13 protein-coding genes are annotated in these 16293 nt (G+C 69.9%); 5 read left to right on the plus strand and 8 right to left on the minus strand.

What is annotated here, in order from left to right; all coding sequences use genetic code 11:
• Window positions 1-89 precede the first annotated feature (89 nt).
• From DL519_RS30260 to DL519_RS30275, 4 genes are all read right to left on the minus strand, one after another.
• The gene (locus DL519_RS30260) at window positions 90-1664 is read right to left on the minus strand and encodes a protein kinase family protein (RefSeq protein ID WP_190819845.1); all 1575 of its coding nucleotides are present in this window, start codon (window positions 1662-1664) and stop codon (window positions 90-92) included.
• Window positions 1665-1761: 97 nt separating this feature from the next.
• On the minus strand, window positions 1762-3603 hold the full coding sequence (gene murJ, locus DL519_RS30265; protein WP_397545079.1) for a murein biosynthesis integral membrane protein MurJ: 1842 nt from the start codon (window positions 3601-3603) through the stop codon (window positions 1762-1764).
• Between the two features lie 130 nt (window positions 3604-3733).
• Window positions 3734-6040 (minus strand): DUF6049 family protein, encoded by a 2307-nt coding sequence (locus DL519_RS30270; protein WP_190819847.1) that lies wholly within the window; start codon window positions 6038-6040, stop codon window positions 3734-3736.
• On the minus strand, window positions 6037-6594 hold the full coding sequence (locus tag DL519_RS30275; RefSeq protein WP_190819849.1) for an NUDIX hydrolase: 558 nt from the start codon (window positions 6592-6594) through the stop codon (window positions 6037-6039). Before DL519_RS30275 ends, DL519_RS30270 begins: the two co-directional genes overlap by 4 nt.
• A gap of 210 nt (window positions 6595-6804) precedes the next feature.
• Between DL519_RS30275 and DL519_RS30280 the strand changes: the two genes are divergently transcribed.
• Both DL519_RS30280 and DL519_RS30285 read left to right on the plus strand, forming a co-directional pair.
• On the plus strand, window positions 6805-8298 hold the full coding sequence (locus DL519_RS30280) for a CCA tRNA nucleotidyltransferase (RefSeq protein WP_397544989.1): 1494 nt from the start codon (window positions 6805-6807) through the stop codon (window positions 8296-8298).
• A 203-nt stretch (window positions 8299-8501) separates the two neighbouring features.
• A complete protein-coding gene (locus tag DL519_RS30285) occupies window positions 8502-9077 on the plus strand; it encodes a YqgE/AlgH family protein (RefSeq protein ID WP_190819852.1) in 576 nt (191 codons plus the stop codon).
• Between the two features lie 100 nt (window positions 9078-9177).
• Here the strand turns inward: DL519_RS30285 and DL519_RS30290 are convergent, their stop codons facing one another.
• Together DL519_RS30290 and DL519_RS30295 are read right to left on the minus strand one after the other, a co-directional pair.
• Window positions 9178-10143 (minus strand): magnesium and cobalt transport protein CorA, encoded by a 966-nt coding sequence (locus tag DL519_RS30290; RefSeq protein ID WP_190819854.1) that lies wholly within the window; start codon window positions 10141-10143, stop codon window positions 9178-9180.
• Between the two features lie 64 nt (window positions 10144-10207).
• On the minus strand, window positions 10208-10606 hold the full coding sequence (locus DL519_RS30295) for an SdpI family protein (protein ID WP_223839741.1): 399 nt from the start codon (window positions 10604-10606) through the stop codon (window positions 10208-10210).
• An 80-nt stretch (window positions 10607-10686) separates the two neighbouring features.
• Here DL519_RS30295 and DL519_RS30300 point away from each other — a divergent pair, with 80 nt between their 5' ends.
• Window positions 10687-11757 (plus strand): esterase-like activity of phytase family protein, encoded by a 1071-nt coding sequence (locus DL519_RS30300; RefSeq protein WP_190819857.1) that lies wholly within the window; start codon window positions 10687-10689, stop codon window positions 11755-11757.
• An 8-nt stretch (window positions 11758-11765) separates the two neighbouring features.
• On the opposite strand, the gene DL519_RS30305 is transcribed toward DL519_RS30300, so the two are convergent.
• Complete coding sequence (locus DL519_RS30305) at window positions 11766-12131, minus strand: restriction endonuclease subunit S (protein WP_190819859.1); 366 nt, start codon at window positions 12129-12131, stop codon at window positions 11766-11768.
• Between the two features lie 311 nt (window positions 12132-12442).
• On the opposite strand from DL519_RS30305, the gene leuS reads away from it, so the two are divergent.
• Complete coding sequence (leuS, locus tag DL519_RS30310; protein ID WP_190819861.1) at window positions 12443-15331, plus strand: leucine--tRNA ligase; 2889 nt, start codon at window positions 12443-12445, stop codon at window positions 15329-15331.
• Between the two features lie 159 nt (window positions 15332-15490).
• Window positions 15491-15631: a hypothetical protein gene (locus tag DL519_RS30315; RefSeq protein WP_190819863.1), complete on the plus strand. Its 141-nt coding sequence runs from the start codon at window positions 15491-15493 to the stop codon at window positions 15629-15631.
• A 45-nt stretch (window positions 15632-15676) separates the two neighbouring features.
• Here the strand turns inward: DL519_RS30315 and DL519_RS30320 are convergent, their stop codons facing one another.
• Window positions 15677-16264: a hypothetical protein gene (locus DL519_RS30320; protein ID WP_190819865.1), complete on the minus strand. Its 588-nt coding sequence runs from the start codon at window positions 16262-16264 to the stop codon at window positions 15677-15679.
• Window positions 16265-16293: the final 29 nt, after the last annotated feature.

Raw genomic sequence — 16293 nt, forward strand, 5'->3', positions numbered from 1 at the left:
GAAGCGGCGAGATGATCTCCATGTAGTTCGACCACTGCTTCGACCACGGCTTCGTCCCCGCGCGGCCATCGGGCGGGGACGAAGCGCGTTCAGCCTGCGGCGCCGTTGACCGTGATCTCGTTGATCTGGGAGCCGTACCCGCCGTCCCTGGGGATCAGCTGCTTGATCACGACCAGGATCTGCTGCACCGGGGAGTCCGTGTTCAGCTTGATCGTGGTGTCGCCGTTTCCAAGCGTTGCCGATCCCAGCAGCGTGCCGCCGTCCGGGCTCGGCGCCCCCTCGACCGTACGGACTTCGACGACCGTGCCGACGCTCGCCGAGTTGATCACGAGCTCCCGTGGCACCGCGGCGTGGTCGAAGGTCAGCACGGCACCCGTTCCGCTGCTGATGCCGCCAGGGCCGAGCTGCTGGTTGTAGCGGGAGGTTCCCCAATCGGTGGCCGGGTTGCCATCGACGATGTTGCGAATCCTGTTCGGGTTGTCCGGCGAGCCGTTGGCGCTGAACTGTGTCGCGCTGGTGACCGGCACCTTGATCAGATTCGGCGTGTTGGTGGGTTGCTGCTGGCCGCCGGGGTGGTTGCCGGTTTCCCCGATGACCTGGCCGGTGTTGTGGCCGGTGTTGGTCTCGGTGAACATGCCGATCAGGGATGCCGCGATCCAGCCGACCACCAGCAGCGTGGCCACCGCGAGCACGCCGACGCTGATCATCAGCTTCTTGCGCTTCGCCTTGTCCGGTTTGGGGTCTTCTCGCCGCCAGACCTCGTTGCTCTCGGTCGACCGCGCGCCCTGCGCCGACGCGCTGCTGTTCTCGAATGTCGCGTGCTGCTCCAGCACGCGGAGCACCGCCGCGCCGGTGCGGACCCCGCCGGTGGTGCCGATGGAGTCCGGGTTGCCCAGCGCGCGCACCGCCACCGTGGACAGCTCCAGCGGCACGGTCGGCCGTAGCGTGCGCGGCGCGACCAGGTTGCCCTCGGGTCCGGTCGGCGCGGCGGGCAGGCCCTCGGGCGCGTCGCCGAGCGCCCACCGGCCGGTGAGCAGCAGGTACAGCGCGGCGCCGAGGCCGCGCACGTCGTCGCTGGAGGTGGCCTGCGCCATCGGGCCCGGGAACGCCATCCGGATCTCGCCGTCCGGGGTGACCCGGATCCGCTGCGGGTGGTCGGCGCCGAGCACCAGGCCGGCGTGGTGCGCCGCCTCGACGGCGGCGGCCAGCGGCTGCAGCAGCCGCGCCGCGGTGCCAGGCGGCAGCGGGCCCTCGGCGACCAGGTCGAGCAGGTCGGTGCCGTGCGTCCACTCGGCGATCACGAGGCCGAGCACACCGGTCGGGTCGCTGGACGATTGTGTGACGACGTCGAGCACCCGCGCGACGCCGACGTGATTGAAAGTGCTGGCGTGCATCGCGCGTTCCAGGGTCCGGCGCGCGCCCGACGCCGCCTCGGCGTCCGAACGGTCGCCGACCAGGATCGTCAGTGCGACGTCTCGGCCGAGCACGCCGTCCTTGGCCCGCCACAGCTGCACGTTGCAGCGTTTGTCCGCACCGACTTGGGAGAGCAGTCGGTACCGGCCGTGATCCAGTACCCGGCCAGGCGTCAGCGCCTGCTCGGTCGAACCCTCGTCGCCGGACTCGTCGCGTTCCGCAGCGATCTGCTCAGTGGGTTTGCTGGTCACCTTCCCTCTCCCGCTCCTTCCGGTCCGCCAGGGGTTGCGTGCCACCCCGATTCCCCGCGGAAGGAGACTTCGCCAACGAGGGTACGTGACGCGGAAGTCAGCGACGACGCAGCAAACCGGTGAGCCGCCCGATGGCGGGCTGCAGTTCCGCCACCCGCAGCACAGACATCAGCCCGAAGATCGCGGCCAAACCGATTACGCAGCCGACGATCAACTGCAGCCAACCCGTTCCGGCACCGGCGGTTCCGGGGATCAGCGCGTCCACGCCGAGCGTGCCCGCCCAGGCGAGGAGTCCACCCAGCACCGAAGCCGTCAACGTTTTCGCCAGCGTGACAAGGAAACGCCGGCTGCCCAGCGGGCCGAGCCGGTGCCGCAGCCAGGCTTCACCGACCAACCAGCCGACCACGAACGTGAACGAGTTGACGAAGCACAGGCCGAACACCACCTGCTCGGGTGCCAACACCGCGGGCAACGCGAACGCCAGCAGCACCTTCGCGACGGTCATCACGACCATGATCAGGGTCGGGGTGCGGGCGTCGTTCAACGAGTTGAACGTCCGCATCTGCATCATCGTCAGCGCGTAGGGCAGCACGCCGAACGCGGAGACGGCCAATCCGAGGCCGAGGGTGTTGGCCTGCTCTAGCAGTTCGGGCTTGACCGTCGTGAACAGGGCCACCGCCAGCGGGACGCCGAGCGCGGTCATGACCGCGCTGATCGGCAACAAGGTCACAGTGGACAGTCGGTTGCCCAGGGACAGGTCCTCGATCACCTTGGCGTGGTCGCCGTCCGCGGCAGCGGCGCTCATCCGCGGCAGGATCGCGGTCATGATCGAGAAGCCGATCACGCCGTAGGGCAGCTGCAGCAGCATCCACACGTAGTTGTAGGTCGACAGGGCGCCCCCGGCGGCCCCGGTCGCCACCCGGGTGAGCGCCCAAAGCCCCACCTGGCTGACCGCCACGTATCCGAGCATCCACAGCGCGAGCCCGCCGAATTCCGACAGCCGCGAGTCCCAGCCCCACTGCCAGCGGAAGCGGAACCCGGTCTTGCGCAGCGCGGGCACCTGCACCGCGGCCTGGCAGACCACGCCGAAGGTGACACCGATGCCCAGCACGAGCAGGTGCGCGTCGGTCATCGACACCGGGTCGAGCGTGATCTTGCCCGGCAGCAGCACGTAGCCGCCGATGGTGGCGATCACGACGAGGTTGTTCACCACCGGCGCCCAGGCCGGCGGGCTGAAGATCTGCTTCGCCTGCAGAATCGCGCCGACCAGCGCGCTGATGCCGTAGAAGAAGATCTGCGGCAGCAGCAGGTAGGCGAAGGCGCTGACCAGGTCCCGGTTGGACGCGTCGGACTCGGTGACCAGCGCCCAGGTCAGGATCGGCGTGCAGACCATCGCCAACAGCGTGCCGAGCGCCAGGACCACCGTGGCCAGCGTCATCAGCTTCTGGACGAACCCCTCACCGCCGTCGGCGTCGGACTTCTTGGCCCGCACCAGCACCGGCACCACGACGCTGGTCAGCACGCCACCGATGAGCAGCTCGAAGAGCATGTTCGGCATCGTGTTGGCCACGTTGAACGAGTCGTTCTCGACCGCGAAGCCGATCACCCCGGCCAGCATCAGCTTCCACAGGAAGCCGGTGATCCGGCTGGTCAGGGTGGCGATGGCCATCGAGCCGCTGGCCCTGAGCAGCGAGGGCTTGCCCGGCGAGACCGGGCGGATGACCTGGGTCTGCTCGGTGGCCTGCTCCGCGGCCTGGCTCATGCCGGGTTCCGGCGGCACCACCGGGATCGGCTGGGTCTCCGCGACGTGCCAGCCGCGCGGCACGCCCGGCGCCTGGGGCACGGCGTCAGGCCGGCGGATCGGCACGGTCGGGCGCGCTGCTTCGGGGCGTGGCGCCGGACGTGGCGCGGGCCTGGGTGGCCCGGGGTTACCGCTCATCCGCCCGGCATCCCTGTCTCGGTTCACTGCCTCAAATCCTTCGCCCGTCGGCACGCCGAGTGCACGGCCCGGTCCTGTCTTTCAGTCGAGGTCCACACCTAAGAGTGAAGGCGTGACCCCGCTCAGGATCTCAGTTCCGGTTCCGATCACCGTCGGTGGTGGCGATCTGGGCGGTTCCAGGCGTGCTGTCCTGCTGCGTGCCGTTCACGGCCGCCGGGCCCGTCGAGGCGGTGTCCGGCTCCGCGTCCGGTTCGGCCTGGTTCGACGGCTCCGACACGTCGTCCGGGTCGGTCGAACCGGCGGCCATCCGGCGGCGCCTGGCCAGGGCCCTCTTGGCGATCCGCAGCCCCGACATCAGCACCAGCAGCGCGGCCGCGCTCCCGGTCAGGATCGGGATCAGGGCACCGAAGTTGTTGGATTCGAGCTGCATCCGTTTGGTGGTGCCGAACTGGGTGCCCGACTCTGTGGTCAGGGTCACGTCGATGGTGAACTTGCCGGCCCGCTGCGTCGTGGCCGGCAGCTGGAACCCGCGCCGGCTGTTGGCCGGGATGGTGACCGGACCGTCGAAGTCCTGCTTGATCTCGACGCCGGGCACCCGTGGGATGCGGAACACGACGACCACCGTGATCGGCAGGTCGTTGACCACGGTCAACGGGATCGGGCTGGTGGCCGTGTCCATCCGCGTGACCTGGCCGGCGAACTCCTCGATGTGGACCTGCGAGAGGACGTCGTCGATCGCGAGGGTCGTCCGGTTCACCCATTGGCGGGCGGCGTCCGGGTTGCCGCGCCACGCGCTGGACGCGCCGTGCAGCAGACCGTTGCGCAGCGGCGTGGTGATGTCGCCTTTCCGGACGGTGCTGGACCGCTCCTCCCGGATGGACCCGTACAGGTCGCCGACCTTGAAGTTCTGCGCGGCGAGCTCGGCGAGCACCGGCTGCGAGATCTCGGCCGAACCGGCGTCCACCGGGTAGTCGAGGTCGGCTTCCGGCAGGGCGTTCGGGGACGGGTTGGGCAGCGGGGCGGGGCGGATCAGCCCCGCGTCCGCCAGCTGCTGCATGCCGTCGAGCAGGGCGCGCAGGTCGTCACCGCGGAGGTTCCAGCGGCGCGGCGGCGCCAGCACCGTGGTGGCGCCCGCCACCTGGCCCTGCGTCGCGCGGAACGCCAGAGCGCCGAGCGCGTCCTGGACGGACCGCAGCCCGTTCTGCGGCGGCGACAGCGCGGTGACCTTCTGCTCCGTGTCGTGCTGCGGGTCGAGCGCGCTGGTCAGCAGCGGGTCGATGGGGACCGCCGTCGTGTCGCGGCCCCGCACCCGGACCGGGGACAGCGACCCGGCGGGGATGTTCAGCGCCCGGGGCTCCAGGAGCGCGGTGCGGGGCATCTTCTGGCCGATCGCCGGATCGGCCAGAACGCCCTCGATCGGCCAGAGCACGTTGCGCGGTTCGACGCGCAGGATGTTGCGTACGAGGTCGGTGCCGTCGAGCGCGCCGTCCACCAGGTCCGGCAGCCCGGCCCGGCCCAGGGCCACGATGTCCGCGTCCGCGTAGGGCAGGGCGATCACGCAGCGCCCCGACGTGGCCTGGCGGAGCCTGGACAGCCACAGGTCGGCGGCACCGGCGCCGATGCCCTCGACCAGCGAGCCGTTGGGCTGGCGCACCAGGTAGCCGCGCTGCATGGCCTGGACGGTGATCAGCAGGTCCGGGTCGACGGCGAAGCACAACGCGCTGCCCAGCGGCGATCCGGGCGTCACGCGGTCGCTCACCGCCTGCACCAGGTCGTAGAGCCGACCGCCGGGCGCCAGCGAGGTGGACAGCTGGTCGTCGGCCAGCACCGCGCGGATGCCGCCGATGGCCTCCCGCTCCAACCGCGGATAGTCCACCAGCGGCACCAGCATGCTGGTTTCGGTCGGTTTCTCGGGCCGCACCGGCGCACCGCCCGGCGGGGCGAGCACCGGCAGCAGGAACTGGGCCTGCGCGATGCGGGCGCGGCCGCCGCCGCTCGGCGCGCCGTTGACGTTGACCAGCAGCGGGTACACGCCGGGCTGGCTGATCTGCAGCGAGTTCGCGCCGGCCAGCGGGATGTGGAGCTCGACCGGGATCTGCTGGCCGGGCGCGAGCCGGGCGGCGACCGAGGTGAACGCGGGCTCCGTGACGGTGGCCGGGTCCTCGCGCAGCGCGCGCTGGACGGCCGGTTCGGTGCTGGTCGCGTTGCCGCGCTGGATGCGGGCCTCGACGTTGTTGATCTGGTGATCGCTGGTGTTGGTCAACCGGCCGGTGACGACCACTTCGCCGGGCGAGCCGACACCGACCGCAGACGGCGTGATTTTAATCACGTCCAACTGGGTTGGGGTCTCGCCCTCCGCGGCCGCCTGCGGCGCCGGGACCAGCGGAACTACCGCGCACAACAGCACCGCGACCAGCGCGGCAAGCAGAAACCTCACCCCGGCTCCGTTCCGCTACCTCGTGCCGGCCGGGCTCCGAGCCGTTCGCTCGCGCCACCCGATGCGCCGTCGCGCAGGCTCAGCGCGCGGCGCACCAGCCGACGCTCGTCGGCGTAGGCCAATATCTCGTCCAGTTCACCAAGCGGCACCCACGCCACCTCGGTGACCTCCACGTCCTCGTCGGAAAGCTCTCCGCCCACCGCATCCAGCAGGAAGTGGTGCACGGTCTTGTGTATGCGCCGGTTGCCCGCGACGAACCAGTAGTCGATCGTGCCGATCGGGGCGACCACCCGGCCGATGATGCCGGTCTCCTCGGCGACCTCGCGCACCGCGGTCTGCTCTGCGCTCTCGCCTGCCTCGATGTGCCCCTTCGGCAGCGACCACAGCAGTCGCCCCTTGCGGTCCAGCCTCCCGATGATCGCAGCGAGGCCTTCGGCGCCTTCGACCACCAGCCCACCGGCCGAGGTCTCGTCGACGGTCCGCAGACTGCGCCGCCGGCGCCGGTTCCGACGCCCCGGCTGGGCACCGCCGGAGCGGCCGGGCGACGGGGGCATGCCGCCGATGGTAGTGCGATCAGCTGTTTCAGGGGCGAGCTGGGCGGTCGCCGCGGAGCCGTCGAACCCCGCTCCCACCTGGGGCCGGACGCGATCCGGAGGAAAACGGGTCGTCGATCCCCCGGGAAAGCACACCCCGCCCCGCGTTGGTCGGGTGGCGGCCGCATATGGGTGACTCGTTGGGCCGAGCGGCCGATATCCTGGTAAATCGTGTCCTCCCCTTCGCACCACGACTCCGTCACGCCCGCCGAGCAGCTGCAGGCCCGGGAGCGCCAAGCGCAGCGCAACGCCGTCGTGGAGTTGGTGAAGGTCGCACCGGTCGCCGAGGAGCTCGCGCAGCGATTCGCCGCGGCGGGCCACCGGCTGTACCTGGTCGGCGGCAGCGTGCGGGACGCCCTGCTGGCCCGGTTGGGCACCGACCTGGACTTCACCACCGAGGCACGACCGGAGCAGGTCCGCGAGCTGCTGACCGGCTGGGCGGAGACGATCTGGGACACCGGGATCCAGTTCGGCACGCTCGGCGCGTACCGGCACGGCACGGCGGTGGAGATCACCACGTTCCGCGCGGACACCTACGACCGCGTGGGCCGCAACCCCGACGTCGCCTTCGGCGACACCATCGAGGGCGACCTGGTGCGCCGCGACTTCACCGTGAACGCGATGGCCATCGAGCTGCCCGGCCGCTCGTTCGTCGACCTGCACGGCGGGATGGCCGACCTGGCGGACCGGCGGCTGGAGACCCCGGCCGCGCCGGAGGACTCCTTCGCCGACGACCCGCTGCGGATGCTGCGCGCCGCCCGCTTCGTCTCCCAGCTCGGCTTCACCGCCACCGACCGGGTTGTGACGGCGATGACCGACATGGCCACCGAGATCGCCCGGGTCACCCCGGAGCGGGTGCAGGTCGAGCTGTCCAAGCTGCTGTGCGGCGAGTTCCCGCGGCGCGGCATCGAGCTGCTGGTGGAGAGCGGGCTGGCCGACCACGTGCTGCCTGAGGTGCCGGCCATGAAGCTGGAGATCGACGAGCACCACCAGCACAAGGACGTCTACCGGCACTCGCTGACGGTCCTGGACCAGGCGATCGACCTGGAGCGGTCGGCCGATCCGGCGGGCGAGCCGGACCTGGTGCTGCGGCTGGCGGCGCTGCTGCACGACATCGGCAAGCCGGCCACCCGCCGGTTCGAGTCGGGCGGCGGGGTGAGCTTCCACCACCACGAGGTCGTCGGCGCGAAGATGGTCCGCAAGCGGCTGCGCGCGCTGCGCTACCCGAAGGACGTCATCAAGGACGTCGCCGACCTGGTGTTCCTGCACCTGCGCTTCCACGGCTACAGCGACGGCCAGTGGACCGACTCGGCGGTCCGCCGCTACGTCAACGACGCGGGCCCGTTGCTGCCCCGGCTGCACAAGCTGGTGCGTGCGGACTGCACGACCCGCAACAAGCGCAAGGCGACGGCCCTGCAGCGGGCGTACGACGAGCTCGAAGAGCGCATCACGCGGATCGCCGAGGCGGAGGACCTGGCGAAGGTCCGGCCCGATCTGGACGGCAACGAGATCATGCGGCTGCTCGGCGTCGAGCCGGGCCCGGTAGTGGGCCGGGCCTGGAAGCACCTGAAAGAGCTACGCCTGGACCGCGGCCCGATGTCCCGCGATGAGGCCGTCGAGGAGCTCTTCCGCTGGGCCCGCGAACAGGGCATCGACGTCTCCTGAGCCCTTGCGCCTGCGCCCGCTCGCTTCGGTTGCGGGTTCTTCCACCGCAGGTCAAAAGGTTTTAATAATATCGAATATTATTTCCTGTTGTGATCCTCTGGTGTTGAGCAGTCGTTGATACTGCTGCTCGGTCGGCCGGGCGGACTGCCGGACGCGGTTTCGGTCAGGGTGGTTCGTGCGCGGTCAACCAGTGAGATCATGCGATGGTGGGATCAGATGCGGACGTGGAACCGGGGACGCTGCTCGTCGCTGCCCCACAGCTGCTGGACCGGAACTTCCGGCGGACGGTGGTCTACGTGATCCACCACCGCGCCGAGGGAACCCTGGGCGTCGTGCTGAACCGGCCGAGCGAGGTGGCGGTGCACGACGTGCTGCCGAAGTGGGGCCAGCACGCGAGCGAACCGCAGTCGCTGTTCGTCGGCGGGCCGGTGGAACAGCGCACGGCGATCTGCCTGGCGACGCTGCGCGCGGGTGAGAACGTCGGCGCGATCGTGGGCATGGTCGGGGTCCGCGGCCCGGTCGGCCTGGTCGACCTCGACGGCGACCCCAACGAACTGGTCCCCCGGGCCCGTGGCCTCCGCTTCTTCGCGGGCTACGCCGGCTGGGAGCCGGGCCAGCTCGCCGGCGAGATCGAACGCGGCGACTGGATCGTCGTCCCGGCCCTGCCGGACGACGTCATCGCCGACCCGGGCGCCGAGCTCTGGGGGCGGGTCCTGCGCCGCCAAGGCCCCCCGCTGGCATTCCTCGCGACCCACCCCGGCGACGTGAAGCTCAACTAGGAACGAGCCACTCGGGTGCGGGGCCTGTGGATGGACGGGTGAGTTATCCCCAGATCTGGGAGTTATCCACAGAGTTGTGTACAGGTTCGGAGTGGACAGGTCAGAGCCAGCCGTTGCGGCGGAAGCCCGCGTAGATGGCGCCGCAGAGGGCGATGATCAGCAGCAGCGCCGCCGGGTAGCCGAAGGACCAGTGCAGCTCCGGCATGTTCTCGAAGTTCATCCCGTAGATCGCGCCGACGGTGGTCGGTACCAGCGCGATCGCCGCCCATGCGGAGATCTTGCGCATGTCCTCGTTCTGCCACAGCCCGGCCCGCGAGAACTGGGCGGCGAGCACCGAGTTGAGCAGCTCGTCGTAGGACCGGACCTCGCGCCCCGCCCGGAGCACGTGGTCGGCAACGTCGCGGAAGTGCTGGCCGAGCAGTCCGGGCTCGCCGTTGCCCGGCCGGATCAAGTGCTGCGCGACCGGCACCAGCGGCTCGACGGCGTCGCGGAACTCCAGCACCTCCCGCTTCAGCGAGTACAGGTCCTCGGTCGGATCGTCCCGGTTCGGGGCGAAGACCCGGCGCTCCAGCGCGACGAGGTCCTTGCCGAGTTCCGCCGCGATGGCCAGGTAGGAATCGACCACGACGTCCGCGAGCAGGTAAACCGCGGCATGCGGCCCGAGGGCCAGGAGGTCCGGCCGGTCGGCGGCGCGCCGGTGGGCCTCGGTAGCCGGGTCCTGATCGCCGTGCCGCACCGTGACCAGCACCCGGTCGGTCAGGAACAGCATCAGCTCCGAGGTGCTGACCGCCGACGCGTGCTGGGCGTAGTCGAGCATCTTCAGGACGATGAACGCGCAGCCCGGGTAGCGCTCGAACTTGGCGCGCTGGTGCGCCCGGACCGCGTCTTCGACGGCCAGCGCGGGCAGCTCCAGCAGCTGCGCCACTTCGTGCAGCAGGTCGAGCCGCGCGGGCGGAACCTCGAGCCAGACGAAGGCGTCGTCCGGCACGGTGCGCAGAGCATCGAGCGCCTCGCCGCTCGGGATGTCCTCGGGGCGGCCGTCGCGAAAGCGGGTGCACCTCAGCATGGCGGCCACGTTGCCACGAGCGTGTGACAGCGCGGCGCATTGCCGGGCCGCGTCCCCGGGAAGATCAGTTCTGCTTGAGCACGCCGCAGCAGCCGCCGGCGCAGCCACCGCATCCGGCGGCGGGCGCCGGCGCGGGCATCGACTCGGCGGCGCGGTTGCCGACTACTCCGCCGACGGTCATCAGCGCGAAGGCGCCGATCAGCCCGAACACCGCGACCATCACGACGCTGGAGGTGGCGGCCAGCATCGGCAGCGAGACACCGGCGAGCACCGCGATCGAGCCGCCGGCCAGCATCGCGGGTGCCGCGGTCCGGTTGGCAAGCTCGAACGCGTCCTCGCTGCGCATGGCGGCGGGGGTGCGAACACCGACGTAGCGGTTGCGGGTCAGTTGGCCCCGCAGCCCCCGGAAGCCCAGGAACAGCAGCGCCGCTCCGCCGAGGACCAGGACAGCGCAGAGGATCACCTGTACAGCGAGCACTCCGACAGGGTAAGCCTCACCTGCTCGCTACCTGCCCGACACCCACGTCAGGTGTGCTGTCGGCCATGGCAAAGATTCCTGTCTCAACCGGACTGCTGGCGGCCGCGCTCGCGGTGGTCCTACCGGCCGCGCCCGCCGTTGCGGCACCCAGCGGGGACGTGCAGCTGGTCGGTGAAGCGACGTTGCCGCACGGCCTGCAGTTCGACGGCACCACGGTCGGCGGGCTGTCCGGGTTGGACTACGACCCGCGGACCGGCGAGTGGGTGCTGATCAGCGACGACCGGTCGGAGCGGGCACCGGCGCGGATCTACACGGCCCGGCTGACCCCGAACGAGGTGCGGCTGACCGGCACCGCGCCGCTGCTGCACCCGGACGGCTCGACGTATCCGAAGGGCGAGGTTGACCCGGAGGATGTGCGCTGGGATCCGCGGACCGGCGACATCTGGTGGGTCAGCGAGGGCGACCGGGCCGCGCAGCTGATCGACCCGGCGATCAATCGGTCGAAGCGCGACGGCGCGTTCGCCGAGGAGCTGCCGCTGCCGGAGAACCTGCGGATGCTGCCGGAGACCGGGCCGAAGCGGAACGAGGTGCTGGAAGGCCTCACCTTCGCCGCCGGCGGCTCCCAGGTCGTCACGGCGATGGAAGGCCCGCTGCTCCAGGACGGCGAGTCGCCGACCGACGCGCACGGGGCGCTGTCCCGGATCACCGTGCAGTCCCGGTCCGGCCGAGTACTGGCGCAGTACGCCTACCCGCTGGACCCGGTGTTCGCGAAGTCGCCGACCGGCGGCTCATCCAACAACGGAGTGTCCGCCGTGCTGGCCGACCGGGACGGGTTCCTGGTGATGGAGCGCGCGTTCGTGGCCGGCGTCGGCAACTCGATCCGGATTTACCGGATCACCACGAACAACGCGACCGACGTGCAGCACGTCCCGTCGCTGCAGGACGCCTCGGTGCAGCCGGTGCGCAAGGAGCTACTGGTGGACCTCGCCGACGTCGGCCTGAGCAAGATCGACAACGTCGAGGGCTTGGCCTGGGGCCCGCGCCTGCCGGGCGGTCGGCGAAGCTTGGTGCTGGTCAGCGACGACAACTTCGCCCCGAACCAGACCACGCAGCTAATCACGCTGGCCGTGAGGTAGGCCTGGGTTCAGTCGCGTAGCGGGAAGTCGCCGGCGCCGATGAGCTGCCCGAGGTAGTGCTTGAGCCGCTCCGTGGTGTCGGCGACTTCGTCCTTCAGCGCCAGCTGCTCATCGAGGCTGGACATGATTTCGATGATCGCCTCCTGTTGATCCAGCGGAGGTAGCCAGACCGGCAATTGCCGCATGGTCTTGGCACTCAGGCTCGGGATCGTCGTTCGCGAGCAATGTTTGTCCATCCAGTCCTGCGCCCACTCGGCCGCGAGGTAGTGGAGCAGGTAGTGGTTCTTGCGCATGCCGCCCGGGGCATTTTCGTTGCCGCGATTCGCGGCGCTCGATTTCGTGGTCGCGGGGTTCGCTGCCGCATCAGTAATCACCACTCGCCTCAACAGTCAAAGCGCATCACGTTGCGCGAATTTGTGAACACCCTTTTTGGCGTGAGCGGAGCAGTGAAGACCGGAACCGCGAGGCTCATCACGCTGGCCGTGAAGTGATCTCGGCTACCCTGGAATCGTGCGCGCGAGGCTGCTTCTTGCGAGGCCGCGTTGACCGTCCGTTAGCAGGCGTCAACGCGGCGACCCCTCATGCCCGACAGGGCCTGGGGGGTTTTCCATTTTCCGTAGGCGGCACACTTAGGCAGGCACGACCCGCGCGGTTCGGGCGAGAAGGCAGGGAAGGACGCAACACGATGAGTGGCCAGGCAGAGGGCTCGACGACCGGGGTTCCCGAAGAGGTCCCGCAGTTCCGCTACACGGCGGACACGGCGACCGAGATCGAGCAGCGGTGGCAGCGCCTCTGGGACGAGCACGGCACGTTCCACGCGCCGAACCCGGCCGGCCCACTCCAGGGCGACCTTCCGGCGGACAAGCTGTTCGTCCAGGACATGTTCCCGTACCCGTCCGGCGCCGGACTGCACGTCGGCCACCCGCTGGGCTTCATCGGCACCGACGTCTACGCCCGCTACCACCGGATGCTGGGCCGCAACGTGCTGCACACGATGGGCTTCGACGCGTTCGGCCTGCCCGCCGAGCAGTATGCGGTGCAGACCGGGACCCACCCGCGGACCACAACCGAAGCCAACATCGAGCGCTACCTGGGCCAGATCCGCCGGCTGGGCCTGGGCCACGACGAGCGCCGCCGGGTCGCCACCACCGACCTCGAGTTCTACCGGTGGACGCAGTGGATCTTCCTGCAGATCTTCAACGCCTGGTACGACACCGATGCCAGCGGCGGCAAGGGCCGCGCCCGGCCGATCAGTGAGCTGGAAGAGCAGTTCGCCACCGGTGAGCGCGCCACCCCGGACGGCCGCCCGTGGGCCGAGCTGTCCCGCGCCGAGCAGCGCGAGACCATCGACTCCTACCGGTTGGCCTACTTGTCGGAGGCGCCGGTGAACTGGGCGCCCGGCCTGGGCACCGTGGTCGCGAACGAGGAGGTCACCGCCGACGGGCTGACCGAGCGTGGCAACTTCCCGGTGTTCCGCCGCAACCTGAAGCAGTGGATGATGCGGATCACCGCGTACGCCGACCGCCTGGTCGACGACCTGGACCGGCTGGACTGGTCGGACAAGGTCAAGACCATGCAGCGGAACTGGATCGGCCGCTCGCAAGGCGCGAACGTGGTGTTCCCGCTGGACGGTTCGGCACACCACATCGAGGTCTTCACCACCCGCCCGGACACCCTGTTCGGCGTCACCTACATGGTGCTGGCCCCGGAGCACCCGCTGGTCGACGAGCTGACCGCGGCCGCGTGGCCGGCCGAGGTCGACGACCGCTGGACCGGCGGCGCGGCGACCCCGGCGGAGGCTGTCGCGCAGTACCGGCGGGCCGCGTCGATGAAGTCCGACCTGGACCGCCAGGAGAACAAGGAGAAGACCGGCGTCTTCACCGGTGCCTGGGCGACCAACCCGGTCAACGGCAAGCAGATCCCGGTGTTCATCGCGGATTACGTGCTGATGGGCTACGGCACCGGCGCGATCATGGCGGTGCCCGGCGAGGACGCCCGCGACCACGAGTTCGCGGGCGTGTTCGGCCTGCCGATCATCCGCACCGTGCAGCCGTCCGCCGACTTCGAAGGCGGCGCCTACACCGGTGAGGGGCCGCGGATCAACTCCGCGAACCCGGACGTCGGCCTGGACCTGAACGGGCTGGGCCTGGACGACGCGAAGAAGACCATCACCGCCTGGCTGGAGGAGCACGGCCACGGCCGCGGCACCGTCCAGTACAAGCTGCGCGACTGGCTGTTCGCGCGGCAGCGCTACTGGGGCGAACCGTTCCCGATCGTCTACGGCGAGGACGGCGTGCCGCTGGGGCTGCCGGAGGACCAGCTGCCGGTCGAGCTGCCCGAGGTGGAGGACTACTCGCCGCGCACCTTCGAGCCGGAGGACGCCGACAGCAAGCCGGCGCCGCCGCTGGCCAAGGCCACGGACTGGGCCGAGGTGGAGCTGGACCTGGGCGACGGGCTGAAGCACTACAAGCGCGACACCAACGTGATGCCGCAGTGGGCCGGTTCTTGCTGGTACCAGCTGCGCTACATCGACCCGGACAACTCCGAGCGGTTCGTCGACCCGGCCAACGAGCGCTACTGGATGGGCAAGCACCCGGAGCTGCACGGCGCGAACGACCCGGGCGGCGTGGACCTGTACGTCGGCGGCGTGGAGCACGCGGTGCTGCACCTGCTGTACTCCCGGTTCTGGCACAAGGTGCTGCACGACCTGGGCTACCTGGAGTCGGAGGAGCCGTACCGGCGGCTGTTCAACCAGGGCTACATCCAGGCCTACGCCTTCACCGACCCGCGCGGGGTCTACGTCCCCGCCGAGGAAGTGGAGGAGCGGGACGGGAAGTTCTACTTCCAGGGCCAGGAGGTCAACCGCGAGTACGGGAAGATGGGCAAGAGCCTGAAGAACTCCGTCTCCCCGGACGAGATGGCCGACGCCTATGGCGCGGACACCTTGCGGCTGTACGAGATGTCGATGGGGCCGTTGGAGGCTTCGCGTCCGTGGTCGACCAAGGACGTCGTGGGCTCGCACCGGTTCCTGCAGCGGCTGTGGCGCAACGTCGTCGACGAGAACACCGGTGCGCTGCGGGTGACCGATGAGCAGCCGGACGTCGAGGCGCTGCGGGCGCTGCACAAGACCATCGCCGGGGTTCGGGAGGACTACGCGGAGCTGCGGTTCAACACCGCGGTGGCGAAGCTGATCGAGTTCAACAACCGGCTCACCAAGACCTATTCGTCGGCGGCGGGCACTCCGCGGTCGCTGGTGGAGCCGCTGGTGCTGATGGCCGCGCCGCTGACGCCGCACCTGGCCGAGGAGCTGTGGGCCCGGCTGGGCCAAGGCGGGAGCCTGGCGCACGGCCCGTTCCCGGAGGCCGAGGAGGAGTACCTGATCGAGGACACCGCGGAGTACCCGATCCAGGTCAACGGCAAGGTGCGGTCCCGGGTCGTGGTGCCGGCCTCGGCGGATCAGGACGCGGTGAAGGCGGCGGCGCTGGCGGACGAGAAGATCGTCGCGGCGCTGGCCGGCAAGGACCCGCGCAAGGTCATCGTCGTCCCGGGTCGCCTGGTCAACGTCGTCGCCTGATCAGTGCGCCTCGGAGGCCGCAATTTCCATTGAAATCGAAGATTCGATTTCAATGGAAGTTGCGGTCCCCCTGGACTGGCGAGGTAGGTCACATGGCGGTGTGTCGGTAACTTCGCTCGCTCGAAGGCGATCACCGGGGCGATCACCGAGGCGATCAACGTGCTGTGCGGCCAGCTCCGCCCGCGCGCGGTGGACCGGGTGACGGCCTTCGGCCGGCCCCGCCAGTGGCTCACAGCCCCGATCGCCACCGGCGCCGAGGCCCGGCGCCAGGAAGCCCAGCACGCCCACGAAACAGCGTGACCGCCCGGCGGTTCGAACTGGGTGGAGGGCTGTCGTGCAACGGGCTCAGAGGGTGTGGAGTTGGCCTTCGTCAGGGGCGTCTTGTTGCGGCCAGACGATCATGTAGTGCGTGTACTGCATCTTCCCGTTGTGCATCTTCGGGTTGTCCAGGATCAACTGCACGCCGTTCACGGTTTCGGGTGGGCCGCCACCGCCGGTGATGTACGCGCTGCCGTAGCCCACGGCGCCGTTCTCGCCCCACTTCGACCAGTCGAGGTTCATCAGCTTCACTTCGCTGGCGGACTCGCCGGTGACGTTGGGGTGGATGAATACGCTCGGCTGCTGCACCAGCTTCTGGTTCGTGCCGTCCACGTACGTGGCCGCGTAGAACTGCTTCACAGGTGCCGGCTGCTGGGGCACCGGTTGCTGTTCGGTGGTCTTCGTCGTGGTTGCGGTCTTGGTCTCCGGTGCAGACGCATCCACTTTGGACATAGTGGCGGACGCGGCCGGCTCGTCCATCACGATGGGCCGCTGGCCGATGTCGCCGGGTTGGAGCAGATTCGGCGGCGGCGGTTGCTGGCCGCAAGCCGAAAGCAGTAGCGCGGCGCCGACCGCAACCGCCGAACCGAGCACTCGCACCGACCTGTGCATCACGACCTGACCTCCTAGTGCAACGTCCAGTT

The sequence above is a fragment of the Saccharopolyspora pogona genome, from assembly GCF_014697215.1.
GTDB classification, from domain to species: Bacteria; Actinomycetota; Actinomycetes; order Mycobacteriales; family Pseudonocardiaceae; genus Saccharopolyspora; species Saccharopolyspora hattusasensis.

Bases quoted from the DNA above. Each gene is read 5' to 3' on its own strand.
- DL519_RS30275 (WP_190819849.1), bottom strand. From the start codon at position 6,594: ATGCCCCCGTCGCCCGGCCGCTCCGGCGGTGCCCAGCCGGGGCGTCGG.
- DL519_RS30300 (WP_190819857.1), top strand. From the start codon at position 10,687: ATGGCAAAGATTCCTGTCTCAACCGGACTGCTGGCGGCCGCGCTCGCG.
- DL519_RS30290 (WP_190819854.1), bottom strand. From the start codon at position 10,143: ATGCTGAGGTGCACCCGCTTTCGCGACGGCCGCCCCGAGGACATCCCG.
- DL519_RS30285 (WP_190819852.1), top strand. From the start codon at position 8,502: ATGGTGGGATCAGATGCGGACGTGGAACCGGGGACGCTGCTCGTCGCT.
- murJ (WP_397545079.1), bottom strand. From the start codon at position 3,603: ATGAGCGGTAACCCCGGGCCACCCAGGCCCGCGCCACGTCCGGCGCCA.
- leuS (WP_190819861.1), top strand. From the start codon at position 12,443: ATGAGTGGCCAGGCAGAGGGCTCGACGACCGGGGTTCCCGAAGAGGTC.